At 34.4% G+C, this 14,422-nt stretch carries 12 protein-coding genes; all 12 read left to right on the top strand.

The features are described 5' to 3' along the window. Positions 1-232 precede the first annotated feature (232 nt). The 12 genes from CGC52_RS02115 (at position 233) to CGC52_RS02060 (ending at position 14,416) form a co-directional block, all read left to right on the top strand. Positions 233-2,605: a TonB-dependent receptor gene (locus CGC52_RS02115; RefSeq protein ID WP_095893307.1), complete on the top strand. Its 2,373-nt coding sequence runs from the start codon at positions 233-235 to the stop codon at positions 2,603-2,605. Between the two features lies 1 nt (position 2,606). Continuing rightward, on the top strand, positions 2,607-3,509 hold the full coding sequence (locus CGC52_RS02110; RefSeq protein ID WP_095893306.1) for a DUF4249 family protein: 903 nt from the start codon (positions 2,607-2,609) through the stop codon (positions 3,507-3,509). A 124-nt stretch (positions 3,510-3,633) separates the two neighbouring features. Further along, the gene (locus CGC52_RS02105; RefSeq protein WP_095893305.1) at positions 3,634-4,623 is read left to right on the top strand and encodes a glycosyltransferase family 2 protein; all 990 of its coding nucleotides are present in this window, start codon (positions 3,634-3,636) and stop codon (positions 4,621-4,623) included. 38 nt (positions 4,624-4,661) lie between these two features. Then, positions 4,662-5,528 (top strand): OmpA family protein, encoded by an 867-nt coding sequence (locus CGC52_RS02100; protein ID WP_042008015.1) that lies wholly within the window; start codon positions 4,662-4,664, stop codon positions 5,526-5,528. A 328-nt stretch (positions 5,529-5,856) separates the two neighbouring features. Further along, positions 5,857-6,810: an IS30 family transposase gene (locus CGC52_RS02095; RefSeq protein ID WP_095893194.1), complete on the top strand. Its 954-nt coding sequence runs from the start codon at positions 5,857-5,859 to the stop codon at positions 6,808-6,810. A gap of 113 nt (positions 6,811-6,923) precedes the next feature. Further along, complete coding sequence (locus tag CGC52_RS02090; RefSeq protein ID WP_095893304.1) at positions 6,924-7,865, top strand: energy transducer TonB; 942 nt, start codon at positions 6,924-6,926, stop codon at positions 7,863-7,865. 6 nt (positions 7,866-7,871) lie between these two features. Continuing rightward, entirely contained in the window at positions 7,872-8,915 is a 1,044-nt protein-coding gene (locus tag CGC52_RS02085; RefSeq protein WP_095893303.1) for a glutaminyl-peptide cyclotransferase, read from the top strand. Between the two features lie 245 nt (positions 8,916-9,160). After that, positions 9,161-11,248, top strand: a complete 2,088-nt coding sequence (locus tag CGC52_RS02080; protein WP_042008012.1) for a carboxy terminal-processing peptidase — start codon at positions 9,161-9,163, stop codon at positions 11,246-11,248. A gap of 226 nt (positions 11,249-11,474) precedes the next feature. Then, on the top strand, positions 11,475-12,215 hold the full coding sequence (gene cmk, locus CGC52_RS02075) for a (d)CMP kinase (protein ID WP_095894424.1): 741 nt from the start codon (positions 11,475-11,477) through the stop codon (positions 12,213-12,215). Between the two features lie 142 nt (positions 12,216-12,357). After that, on the top strand, positions 12,358-13,017 hold the full coding sequence (locus tag CGC52_RS02070; RefSeq protein WP_042008007.1) for an ABC transporter ATP-binding protein: 660 nt from the start codon (positions 12,358-12,360) through the stop codon (positions 13,015-13,017). Continuing rightward, positions 13,014-13,781: a TIGR02757 family protein gene (locus CGC52_RS02065; RefSeq protein WP_042008005.1), complete on the top strand. Its 768-nt coding sequence runs from the start codon at positions 13,014-13,016 to the stop codon at positions 13,779-13,781. Before CGC52_RS02070 ends, CGC52_RS02065 begins: the two co-directional genes overlap by 4 nt. A gap of 86 nt (positions 13,782-13,867) precedes the next feature. Beyond that, positions 13,868-14,416 (top strand): glutathione peroxidase, encoded by a 549-nt coding sequence (locus CGC52_RS02060; RefSeq protein ID WP_042008003.1) that lies wholly within the window; start codon positions 13,868-13,870, stop codon positions 14,414-14,416. The last annotated feature ends 6 nt before the right edge of the window (positions 14,417-14,422 follow it).

Below are 14,422 nucleotides of genomic sequence, written 5' to 3'. Positions count from 1 at the left end.
TCTGATTGTCAGGCTGAGCTTAGTCGAAGTCCTGTAATTACGAGGCTTCGACTAAGCTCAGCCTGACAAAAAAACTTCTTTTTTAAGGCATCATACTTTTTACATTACCTTCTGATTTTAATTGTCACAGCTCCAAAAATAGTATTTTATGCGTTTAGTTTGAAATTTTTGTAAAACAAAATTGAGAGTTTGATAAAAAACGTATCTTTGCCGAAAATATTCATATTTTGGTATGACGAGGAAATTTTTATTATTATTTTTGGGGATATTCCTAAGTGTTTCGGTGTATGCTCAAAAAAAATATACTTTCAGTGGACATTTTGTTGATGCCTCAAATGGAGAGTTGTTGTTGGGAGTTAATTGTATTATCAAAGAATTAGGTACGGGAACAACTTCCAACGAGTATGGTTTTTTTTCCATTACACTTCCCGAAGGAAAATATACCATATCTATTGAGTCTATGGGATTTATGACCATTACGGAGGAATTGGTATTGGATAAAAATATCCGTAAAGATTACAAATTATCTGCCGAAGCAATTGAATTGGATGGAGTAGAGGTGTTTGCCAATACTTCTTCAAAGGTGGATATCCGAAAACCTGAGATGAGTACAGTTTCCGTCCCTATTTCGACTATTAAAAAGCTACCCGTACTCATCGGTGAAGTAGATATTATAAAAACTTTGTTACAGATGCCTGGAGTGAGTAACGCAGGAGAAGTGTCATCAGGCTTCAATGTGCGGGGTGGTGGAGCTGACCAAAATTTAGTACTTTTGGATGAGGCTACCATTTTTAATTCATCACATTTGTTTGGTTTTTTAAGTGTGTTCAATGCCGATGCAGTTCGTGATATGAAACTTTACAAAGGAGGAATTCCAGCGCGTTATGGAGGTAGAACTTCTTCGGTTTTAGATATTTACCAAAAAGATGGAAATCGGAATGATTTCGGAATGACAGGTGGTCTGGGGATTTTGTCCTCAAGGTTGTTAGCTGAAGGCCCTATCGTTAAGGAAAAGAGTTCTTTTCTCATAGGCGGACGCGCTTCGTATGCTCATTTGTTTTTGAAGTTTACAGATAATAAAAATTCGGCTTATTTCTACGATCTAAACACAAAATTGTCCTATAAACTGAATGATAACAATACACTCTATTTATCCGGTTATTTCGGTCGTGATTTTTTTGATTTGAGCGATAATTTGAGAAATGTCTATGGTAATGCTTTGTTTAATTTACGCTGGAATCATTTGTTCAACGACAAGCTTTTCTCTAATTTATCGTTGATTTTTAGTGATTATTATTACGGTTTTATGTTTAATTACATTGGATTTCAGTGGGATTCAGGTATCAAAAACTTCAATTTGAAATATGATTTTAAAAATTATATATCTGAAAAATTCAAACTTTCCTATGGAGTTCAAGGTTTGTACTACGTTTTTATACAAGGAAAATTATCCCCAAGTTCTCCCGACTCGAATATCAAAGAGCAATATCTACCTAATAAATATGCCTTTGAAAATGGGTTCTACATTGATGCAGAACATAGTATAACCTCTTCGTTGAATTTGTCTTACGGACTTCGATTAAATTCCTTCTACCATTTGGGAAGTCGAGAAATAAACCGTTATGCTAACGATCAACCAGTTACGTTCAATCCTAATCGAGGTGTATATCAAAAAGGAGTTCCTATCGGTACTGATTATTACCCTAATAATAAGATAATAGATTTGTTCAGTCACCTTGAGCCACGTTTGACCTTATCGTATGCTCTGAATGATAATCGTTCGTTTAAAGCAAGTTATGGTAGAAATGCTCAATATTTGCATCTCATTTCAAACACTTCATCACCAAGCCCATTAGATGTTTGGACGCCAAGTGACCAATATTTAAAGCCACAAGTTAGCGATCAGTATGCTGTCGGATTTGCTACTAACTTTGCTGAAGACAGGTATAGTTTTGAGGCTGAAACCTATTACAAAACTACCCGAAATAGGTTGGATTATATTGATGGAGCTGATTTGATTGCGAATAAAGCCATAGAACAAGTGGTGTTGAACGGGCATAGTCGTGCTTATGGTTTGGAATTATTATTGCGTAAAAATACGGGAAAATTAACAGGATGGATTGCCTACACCTTGTCGAAATCGGAGCAACAAACCCCAGGTCGTACGCTACAAGAAACGGGAATTAATAACGGCGAATGGTATAGTACTCCGTATGACAAACCGCACGATTTGTCCATTACGGCAACCTATGCTTTGAGTCCGAAATGGACTTTTGGGGCTATTTTTAATTTACAAACGGGACTTCCAGCCAATTTTCCTGTGGGAACGTACCAATATCTAAATATGATTGTTCCAAATTACAGCAAACGCAATGAATATCGCTTGCCAACGTACCACCGATTAGATATTTCAGCAACTTACACGCCTCAAAAACAACATAAGCGCTGGAAAAGCGAATGGAATTTTGGAATTTATAACCTTTATAATCGAAAAAACGCTGTTTCTATTTCCTTTCGTGAAAATTCAGATACTCACTTGAATGAAGCTGTCAAGTTGTCGATTTTTGGAATTATTCCAAGTGTAACCTATAACTTTACTTTTTAAAATGAGAAAAATTTATACCATAATATGTATGCTTTCGTTCGCACTGAGTTCGTGTGAAGAAGTCATTACTTTAGACATAGATAATGAAAAACCTCAATTGGTGGTAGATGCCTATATTGATTGGAAGAAAGGAGATACTCAAGCCATTCCCGTAGTGCATTTGAGTTACACAACCGATTATTACAGCAATCTTCCTTCGCCAAAAGCCACTGGAGCAGCTGTTAAAATTACTACTTACCATAGTGAAGAATATATTTTGCAAGAGATTAGTCATCAGCAATTTGCAAATATTTTTCCACCGACAGAATACCCAACAGTATCCAACCATCTAGGAGGAACTATTTACGCCTTTCCTGACGGAATTACTCCTGTTTTGGGGCGGGATTATATCTTGCATATTGAGTATGAAGGGGAAAAATACGTAGCTAAAGCTCGTATGAAAGAAACAGCTATTGTTGATGCCTCACGAACACAACAAAATGACAACGGAGGAATTTTTGGAAATAAAACCGAAGCTCGATTCTTCTTTAATGGATTTGCTAATGAAGAAAATGCTTATTTGGTGCGAATGAAACACAAACAGAAAGAAGATAGATATACTTTGGATGATAAATTCATCGCTGATCAAAAGTTCTTTTTCACAACCAATGGTTTCCAAGAGGAGTTGAAAAAAGGTGATCAAATTTATGTCTCTTTATATCGTATATCATATGAATATAAACAAATCATAGACTTTTTGGCGGACGTAGCCATTAACGACCAAGGTAGGGGAGCAGGACCTCCATCCAATAATATTCCTGCTCGTATTTTAGGAAATGTAACACATGAAACTAATCCAAAGAAAAATCCGTTAGGAGCCTTTCGTGTAGGGCAGTATTCTGAATTTCAATATATTGTTAAGTAGAAGTGCAATGTTTTGATTATTGTTCTGAGATTAAAAAACATAAGTTTAATTTCATATTGGTTTTCTTGATATTTTCGAACTTTCGCCTTTATTTAAGTTCTGCTAAGTCGCACAAACATAAAAAATGAAAATAGCTGTTGTAGTTCTAAATTGGAATGGAAAGCATCTTTTGGAAAAGTTTTTACCTTCATTGGTAAAATATTCGCCTCAAGCATCTCTTTATTTGGTTGACAATGCCTCGACAGATACCTCTGTGGAATACGTTAAAAATACGTTTTCGGATGTTCATATTGTTAGTTTACCTACTAACGGGGGCTATGCTCGAGGGTACAATCAAGGGTTACAGCAGATTGAAGCAGATGTATATTGTTTATTAAATTCAGATATTGAAGTAACTGAAAATTGGTTGATTCCGATTGAAAAATTGTTCAAAAATCCTGAAATAGGGGTTGTACAGCCCAAAATATTAGATTATAAGGATAAAAACCACTTTGAATACGCTGGAGCTGCGGGTGGTTTTATTGATAAATATGGTTTTCCTTTTTGTAGAGGACGTATTTTTGATGTTGTAGAGCAAGATTTAGGACAGTATGATACTGAAATGGATGTGTTTTGGGCATCGGGAGCCTGTTTTTTTATTCGTTCAGATGTTTTTAAACAGATGAATGGATTCGATGAGGATTTCTTTGCTCATCAAGAAGAAATAGACCTTTGTTGGCGGATACATAGATTTGGAAAACGGGTTGTTTATACCCCACAGAGTAAGGTTTTTCACGTAGGTGCGGCTACCCTGCCCACCGATAATCCTAAAAAGACCTATTTGAATTTCAGGAATGGATTGTTCATGCTACTTAAAAATTTGCCACAGAAGAGAAAATATCGAATTTTATTTTTACGAATGTTGTTAGATGGAATTGCAGGAGGACGTTTTCTTTTCCAAGGAAAAATAAGCTTTACATGGGCAATTTTCAAGGCTCATATGAGTTTTTACAGAAATTTTTTTAAATTTAAAAATAAAAGAAAAGGAACTGATTTTCTGTTATATTATGAAGTAGAATCTATTGTTTGGGAATATTTTATTAAAAATAAAAGAACTTTTAACAAATTAAAATAGTATTTTTGCCTTTATATAAACCTTTAAAATTAAATATAATGAGAAAGATTTTTGTAGCTATTTCATTAGTGAGTTTGGTAACAGTTTCGTGCGTATCGAACAAGAAATATGCAGAGCTAGAACAAAAGTACAAACAAACAGATGAATTACTAAACACGGCAACTGTCAAATTGAATGCTTGTTTGAAAGATTATGAAAAATTGCAGTATCAAGTGTCAAGCCTAAAAAATGAAAATGATTTGTTGCGTGAAAACAATCAGCAATTGATTAATAATATGGGTAATTTGACAACCTTAACCCAAAAAGGAGCTGAAAATCTTGAAAAATCATTGGAAAGTCTTCGTGAGAAAGATTTGACAATCAGAAACTTAAGAGATGCAGTAACTCGTCGTGATTCTATCAACTTAGCCTTAGTGCAAAGTTTAAAGGGAGCCATTGGTAACTTAGACGACCAAGATATTGAAGTGAAAGTTGAAAAAGGAGTTGTTTTTGTAAATATTTCTGATAAGTTGCTGTTCAGCAGCGGAAGCTATGCAGTTACTAACCGTGCTAAAGAGGTGTTAGGTAAAGTGGCTTTGGTTGTGAAAAATAAGCCTGATTTTGAGTTTATGGTTGAAGGACATACTGACAATGTACCGTATAAAGCTAATACAGTTATTAAAGATAATTGGGATTTGAGCGTACTTCGTGCAACTGCAATCGTTCGTATATTACAAAAAGATTTTGGTGTAAGTCCAGAGCGTATGACGGCAGCAGGACGTAGCGAATACATACCAGTTACAACTAATGACACCAAAGAAGGAAAAGCTCAAAACCGTAGAACACGCATCGTAGTACTTCCTAAACTTGATCAATTCTATAATATGATAGAAGAAGGAATGAAAGATCCGGCTATTAATAAATAATTAAATAGTTTAAAGAAGCTGTCCAAAAAGTAATTTGTTGTTTTGTTATTTTAGTTTGTTGAGCTCTTGTTCAATTGTAGACATAAATCTTGCAAGTACAGATTTTCTAATTTCAACACGAGAATATTGCTCAACAGAATCTAAATCAATTGCAAGAGAAGAAAAAAAAATACTTTTATGACACTTAAATTCCATTAGTAAGTGCAATTTTTTGGGATCGTTTTTCTCTCTTTTTTCTTTGGGCTAGCCCAAAGAAAAAAGAGAGAAAGTAAAAAAACTTTCTCCCTTCAAAAAAATGTTATTTCTTTGTCAAATAACCAATAAGACAATGAAATATAAACATTTAACTTTGGAGCAAAGATACGAAATAAAAGCATATCTTAAATGTAATAAATCACAAAAATTTATTGCTCAGCAAATGGGCGTGTCAGAAAGCACCATCAGTAGGGAGCTTAAGAGGAACAAACTCAAAAGAGGGGGGTATAACCCTCAAAACGCTCAGGAACAAGCCAATATTCGCAAGGAAAGATTTGCCGTAAACAGGAAGTTTACCCCAAAGGTAGCAGCTTTTGTAGAAGAGAAAATAAGGCGGGAACAGTGGTCTCCTCAGCAAATCGTAGGTTACTGTAAAAAGCACGAAATAAGTATGGTAAGTACTGAAAAGATTTATCAATATATCCGAGAAGACAAGGAAAAAGGAGGAGATTTATATCAATATTTAAGACATAAGTTAAAACATCGAAAACGCCCCGTTTCAGGCAAAAAAGAAGTGATAAAAAACCGAAAACCAATTCGTTTACGCCCTGAAATCGTTTTGACTAATGAAGAATTTGGACATTTTGAGGTAGATTTAATCGTGGGGGCAGAACATAAAGGAGCGATTCTGACGATTGTAGAAAGAAAAACAAAATTTCTAATAATGAGGAAGTTAAGTGGTAAAAATGCAAAAAGTTTAGCCAAAGCAATGATATACGCTTTGCTTCCGTATAAAGATTATGTGAAAACCATTACCAGTGATAATGGATTAGAGTTTTCTGAACATGAGTATATTAGCAAGAAATTAAGTTGTGATTTTTATTTTGCCAATCCGTATTGTTCTTGGGAGCGAGGATTGAGTGAAAATACCAACAAACTTGTACGACAATATATCCCTAAGGGTACTTATTTTGAGAGAATTAGCAAAGAGAAGATTAAAGAAATTCAACATAAAATTAACCGAAGACCGAGATTAACATTAGATTTTGAAGAACCTAAAAATTTATTTTATAAATTCGTGGCATAAAAAATTGCACTTGGGGGTTGAATCTAAGACAGCTTCTTTTTTATTGAAAGTTATTCCAATTTAATTATATTCAGTATCTTTGTCATTGGATTTGTTTAAGAATCCGATAGATAATGAAGAAAAAAAAGAGAAAATATAATAAAAAACCATCGGTTCAACCTCGAAAATCTGATGTTACCACACCTCAATTACCGAAACCCAAAGAGGATGTTTCTGAGGAATCTAAACCTAAGGTAGACACTTCTCAAATTCCTATTGTAACAGATACAAACCCTAAAATACATAATTCAAGACCGCGTTCAAAGAAAAAGAGTAGAAGAGGGGATTGGCAAACTTTCTTGCGAGAGGTCAGGAGGTTTATTGACATGCTCTCGCCTATAGAAAAATCTGTAATTATTACGCTTTCTTTCATAATATGTATTTTGGTCTTAATGTTGCGTGTTCAGCTTAAAGCTAAGGAAGTTGAAATTATGTTGGAAATGAATTTTACTCCAGAAGTTGCTCAATTTGATATTCCTCCCGAAGAAAGCAAGGCTGAACAAGGCATAACGGAACAAACAAGGATTACTATAAAAACTTATAATGAAGCAGATAGAGCTTTAAAACACGCTGATGAGCCTTTCAAAACCTTAGATGAAATTTTAGCAGAACGCGAAATGAAAGAGGCTAGTGAGTCATTGCTAACGGATAAAATTTCCGATGTTGTAGTTACAACAGATGTCGGGATAGAACAAAACCAGCAAGGCGTCAAAAGAGAAGAAGTTGTCAATAAAAACACTTTAATAAAGTATGCTTTAGTCGATAGAGAAGTCAGGGGCGATTTGCCTAATCCTGTATTTACGTGTGAGGAAGAAGGCAAGGTCGTTGTTGACATAAAGGTCAATGAAGAAGGCAAAGTAGTAACAGCTTCCATAAATCGAGAGCATTCAACTACCACTAATGGTTGCTTAGTTGAGAATGCTCTGGCGTATGCTCGTCAAGCACGATTTAATGTCTATTTGGACAGAAAAATGCAAAGCGGTACAATCACCTATTTTTTTCAATCTAAACGATAAAATCTTATGATAAAAAATGTAATTGTTTTTTTTACAATAGTTTGTGTGTTTTTCTCATGCAATGGTTTGGGATCACAAAAAACACGCAATTACAATCTCAAAGTTCAACCACAAAAAAAGGAATATCATCTAAACGATACCGTTCAACTCTCTGTTTCTGATAATGATTTTGGAGAAGCGGTGGCTTCGGTAAGTTATAAAATCAATGGAGAGGAGCTTACGTTCATGGAAGGATCTTATCTTTTAAAAAATATAAAATTAGGTAAGCAAATTATTGAAATTGAGGTGGTAACAGAGAGTGGGAAAGAATATACGTTCCAAAAAGAATTGACAATTTTGGCAGATAAAGCCCCCAAACTCTACACTTACAGAATTATAAATCAATACGATCATGATAAAACTGCTTATACCCAAGGGCTTGAATTTGTGGGAGATACTCTTATAGAAAGTACGGGGCAATATGGAAAATCAACTCTACGAAAGTGGAATGTTTTTACAGGACAAGAGTATAAAAAAATCAATTTAGCGTCTCAGTACTTTGGGGAAGGAGTTACTGTTTTTGATAATAAAATTTTGCAACTGACATGGCAAGAAAACTTAGGTATTGTCTATGATTTGGATTTGAATCAGCAGCAAACATTTGCCTACGGGAAAAGTAAAGAGGGTTGGGGTTTGTGCTACGATGGAAAAAAAATCTATAAAAGTGATGGTACGGAGAAAATTTGGATATTAAATCCGAATACGTATCAAGAGGAAGATTTTATACAAATTTCTACTGATAAATCCTTATTTTCAAATGCAAACGAGTTGGAATGGGTGAACGGGAAAATTTACGCCAATACCTACCAGAAAGATGGAATAATGATTATCAATCCCCAGAATGGGGCTATTGAAGGTATTGTGGATATGCGTGGGTTGAAAGAAAAAGTGGAACAAATACCTGAATTAGATGTGTTAAATGGGATTGCTTATCACCATAATAGAAAAACGTTTTTTATAACAGGAAAAAATTGGAATAAAATTTTCGAAGTAGTTTTTGAAGAAAAGTAGGGACTTAGTTTTCTACGTTTTTTCTCTATCATCACATACACGACCTGATTTTTAAAATCGTGAATAAATTCAACTTGAGGTTTAATTAGTTGGTATGTAGATAGTTAATAGGATAAAACTGATAAACCTTTTTGATAATACGTCATAAATCATTTTTTTTATGTAAGTTTGCCAAGTTACAAGTATATTTTGGCACTTATTTTGCCCTTTCACAGAGAATTAATTAATATAGAAAACCTGTAGTAATGAAAAAAATTTCAGCATCTTTACTTTTATTTTTCATATCCTTTGCATCCTGTAGTTTTGCAAAAAAGTTTGAAAATCCTGACAAAGACAAACTATTGTTGGAGATTGTACAGTACGTGCTTAGTAATGGACATTTCAGTCCTATGCAAATCAACGACGAGTTTTCTAAAAAAATGTACAAAAGCTATATCGAGCAATTGGATAGCCAAAAACGTTATTTTCTACAATCGGATATCAACGAGTTTAAAAAATACGAAACTCGTTTGGATGATGATTTGAAACGAGGCGATATTTCATTTTTTAATCTCACATACAGCCGTTTGATGCAACGAATGAAAGAATCGCAAGAAATTGCAAAGCAGATATTTAAAAAACCGATTGATTTTAATTCTAAAAAAACAATAAGCACTGATTTTGAAGAAATTCAATATGTTAAAACAAAAACCGAAATGCAAAATCGATGGAATCAGATCATCACTTTTTCGGCTATTTCCAATTATTTAACCAAAGAAAAGGAAGAAAATACAAAATTGGAGAAAGATAGCACCTACAAAGTGAAGTCTGCTGAGGAATTAAAAAAAGAATCGGTGGAGAATGCTGAAAAAACACTCACAGAAATTTTTTCGATTTATGACGATATGCTCGAAGAAGAATGGTTTTCCATATATGTGAATGCTTTTGCTGAGACCTTTGATCCACACACCAACTATATGGCTCCCGACATCAAAAAAAGTTTTGATCAAGGAATGTCAGGAAAATTTGAAGGTATTGGAGCTCAATTACAGAAAAAAATTGACGGTATTCGAGTTACAACAATCATTTTAGGAGGGCCTGTTTGGAAAGCTAAAGCATTGGAAGTGGGAGATTTAATTCTCAAAGTAGCTCAGGGCAAAGAAGAACCTGTTGATGTTGTTGGAATGCGTTTGGATGAGGCTATTAAACTCATAAAAGGGCCAAAAGGGACTGAGGTGCGTTTGACTGTTAAGCGTGTGGATGGAACTATCGAAACGGTGGGTGTGATTCGGGACATTGTTGAAATGGAAGAAACCTATGCAAAATCAGTGATAGTGGATCATAACGGCAAAAAATATGGAATTATAGACTTACCCAAGTTTTATATGGATGTGGAGAACTACAATTCCAAAAATGCCGCAACCGATATGGCAATTGAGGTTGAGAAGTTAAAAAAGCAAGGTGTTGCTGGAATCATTGTTGATTTGCGAAACAATGGTGGTGGCTCGTTACGTTCAGTGGTCGATATTGCAGGGTTGTTTATCAAATCAGGGCCTGTGGTGCAGGTCAAATCTTCCCAAGGGCGTGTTGATAATCTCGCTGACACCGATTCACGTACGCAATGGGATGGTCCCTTGGTAATTATGACTAATGAATTGTCAGCTTCAGCATCCGAAATTTTAGCGGCTGCAATGCAAGATTATAAACGTGCTATTGTTATGGGGGGTAAACAAACTTTTGGGAAAGGAACGGTACAAACTTTTGCTGATTTGAATCAGTATGTTCGACAAAATTCATTCGGCGATTTGGGAGCTTTGAAGATTACGATTCAAAAATTCTATCGTATTAACGGGGGGTCAACTCAGCTCGAAGGTGTGAAAAGCGATATTGTTATGCCCGATAAATACAAGTATATTGATGTGGGAGAACGCGATATGTCTAATGCTATGGTTTGGGATAAAATTAAAAGTCAGCAGTACGTACCTCTGAAAAACGATGAGTTGTTTGCACGTGTAATAGCTAATAGCCAAAGGAGAATACAAGAAAATCCAAATTTCAAATTGATAGACGAAAATGCGAAATGGATTAAGCAACAACAAGATGAGAATATATTTCCATTAAACTATGAGGCGTACAAAAAACTCATGGAAAAAAATGAAGAAGAATCAAAGCGTTTCAAAGCTATTTCCGAATATAAATCAAACTTAAAGTTCTCTTCTTTGCCAAGTGATGAAGCTAAAATTGGTAAAAACGAAGATTTAAAGCTTCGTAGAGACCGTTGGCATGAAAACTTACAAAAAGACATTTATTTGGAAGAAGCCGTGAATGTTTTGGAAGATTTGGCTCAAAAATAACAAATGAAATATTGAGATTTAGAGTTTCTGAATCTCAATGTTTTTTTTAATCGATGTTTTCAGTTCCAATCTACGAAGTACTTTTATCAGACGACTAAGTGAATCTACACAAAAAGCGTTCTTTTTTACTCAAATTGAAATTAAGATTGTTGAGGTAAACATAGCGTTTAATATAAAAGATATTGAAACTAAAATTGTATATTTGCCGACAATAAAAGAAAGGGAAATGCAGAAAATAATTATCGCTATAGACGGATATTCATCCACGGGGAAAAGTAGTACGGCTAAGGTTGTTGCCAAGAAATTAGGGTATGTTTATGTGGATACTGGAGCAATGTACCGAGCTGTAACTTATTTGGCAATGCAAAAAGGATTTGTTGAAAAAAAAACAGTAGAAAACACTGATAAACAGCAAGATGAACAGACAGTTTATCTTAAAGAGCAAGAATTACTGACGGCTTTAAAAAATTCAGATATTAAGTTTAAATATAATCCCGAGTTACAGTTTTCTGAAATCTACTTGAATGATGTTAATATAGAGAAAGAAATCCGATCAATTGAAGTGGCTAATTTGGTGAGTGAAGTAGCAAAAGTAGCGAGTGTACGTGCTTATTTAGTTGATTTACAAAGGAAATTTTCAGAAGAGAAAGGCATTGTAATGGACGGAAGGGACATTGGTTCAGTAGTGTTCCCCAATGCAGAGCTGAAGATTTTCATGACAGCTTCCGAACAAATTCGAGCTGAGCGTCGCTACAAAGAATTGCTAGAAAAAGGCGAAGAAGTATCGTTTGAAGAAGTTTTAAAAAACGTTCAATATCGAGATTTTTTAGATACCACACGCAAGGAGTCTCCTTTGTTGAAAGCTAAAGATGCTGTTGAAATCGATAATTCCAATTTGACGTTTGACCAGCAAGTACAGAAAATACTCGACTTAGCAAACCAGCGAATTTCAGACGAAACAGTTTAATTCCTTTAACCAAAAAAATCAAAAGTTTCGTTTTGGTGCATATTCGAATTATTTAAATTAATTATCACTGAATTAATTATTAAGATTCGTATTTATTCAAAAAATATAGCAATTTAAAGCTATAAAATCACTTTCTATATAAATGATAAAAGCAACTAATATACATAAAACATACAGCGGTTTAGAAGTACTCAAAGGAGTTGATATTCACGTACATAAGGGAGAAATTGTTTCGATTGTTGGAGCTTCAGGAGCTGGGAAAACTACGCTTTTACATATTTTAGGTACACTTGATTTAGCAAATCAACAGCAAGATAGTTCATTGGTAATCAATGACGTAAATGTTAATGAACTATCATCGAAGTCCTTGTCGAAATTCCGTAATGAGCATATTGGGTTTATTTTCCAATTTCATCAGCTACTACCCGAATTTACAGCACTTGAAAACGTGTGTATTCCCGCTTTTATTAAAGGAACAGCAAAGAAAGAGGCGGAAAACAGAGCTAAGGAACTGTTATCATTTTTAAATTTATCAGACCGTATTCATCATAAACCCAGTGCTTTATCAGGTGGAGAGCAACAACGTGTTTCGGTAGCAAGGGCTTTGATGAATCATCCAGCAGTAGTACTTGCTGATGAACCCAGTGGCAACTTAGATTCGGAAAGTGCCGAGAATTTGCATCACTTGTTCTTTGAATTGCGAAAAACTTTTAATCAGACTTTTGTGATAGTTACACATAATGAGGATTTAGCGAATATGGCAGACCGAAAATTAACAATGCTTGATGGTAAATTCATATGATAATTAGTGATTTAAAAGATTTTTTAGACGAGAAAGTACTGAAATATAATCGACCAGAATTTGTTGAGACCGATCCCTTACAGATTCCTAAAAGGTATTCCGCTAAGGAAGATGTAGAAATATCAGGTTTTTTAGTTTCGGTTATTGCGTGGGGATTGCGAAAGTCTATTATAAATAACGGATTGAAAATGATGGACTTAATGGGGAATGCACCTTACGATTTTGTGATGTCGCATACTCAAAATGATTTGAAGCGTCTGCAAAATTTTGTCCATAGAACGTTTAACGGACAAGATTTCGAGCAATTTATTATCAGTTTAAAACATATTTATACGCATTATGATGGATTGGAAAACGCTTTGGCTGATAGTGTTGAAAACAACGATTTACAGTTAGGAATTTCAAATTTTAAAAGTTTGTTTTTCAAAGATTTAAAATATAATCGTTCTCTCAAACACTTGCCTGACCCTCGTAAAGGTTCCGTAGCAAAACGTATCAATATGTATCTGCGTTGGATGGTTCGCAATGACAATTCAGGGGTCGATTTGGGTATTTGGAAGCGTATTTCCCCTGCGATGTTATCCTGCCCGTTAGATGTACATTCAGGTAATGTGGCACGTTCTTTGGGGCTGATTACGCGTCCGCAAAATGATATAAAGGCTTTAACGGAATTGAACGGTCATTTACTACGATTCGACCCTAACGATCCCGCTAAATACGACTTTGCTTTGTTTGGATTAGGAATCTTTGAAGGTTTTGCATGATGGTAACTATTTATCTTATGGAAGTCTTATAAAATTTATAAATAATATATCTTATTGAAGTTTAATTTAAAAAATAATTGTAAAAAATGAAAAAAATATTCACTATTTTAGCTTTATTGATGTTTGTATTGGTAAAAGCACAAACAGGAACGGAAAAAAATACTATTTATCAATTTACTGTTAAAGATATTAGTGGCAAAAAGTTTGATTTTTCGAAACTCAAAGGGAAAAAAATAATGATTGTCAATACAGCTTCCAAATGTGGGCTTACGCCTCAGTATGAGGGATTGGAGGCTTTGTATAAAAAATATAAAGACCAGAATTTTATAATTATTGGATTCCCTGCTAATGATTTCAAATCGCAAGAACCAGGTACAAATTTTGAAATTGCACAGTTTTGTAAAGTGAATTACGGCGTAACTTTTCCTTTGATGGAAAAAATTACAGTAAAAGGAGATGACATTCATCCCATATATCAATTTTTGACTCAAAAGAGTAAAAACGGAGTGCAAGATTCTGAAGTACAATGGAATTTCCAGAAATATTTAATCGGAACAAACGGAAAATTAGAAAAAGTAATTTCACCACGCACCCAACCGGATGATCAGGAGATTATCAATTGGATTGAAAATTAAGTTATT

The organism is Capnocytophaga sp. H2931, assembly GCF_002302535.1.
Classification (GTDB): Bacteria; Bacteroidota; Bacteroidia; order Flavobacteriales; family Flavobacteriaceae; genus Capnocytophaga; species Capnocytophaga canis.
The sequence above is the reverse complement of the archived record's forward strand: the minus strand, read 5'-3'. Positions and strand labels throughout refer to the sequence as shown.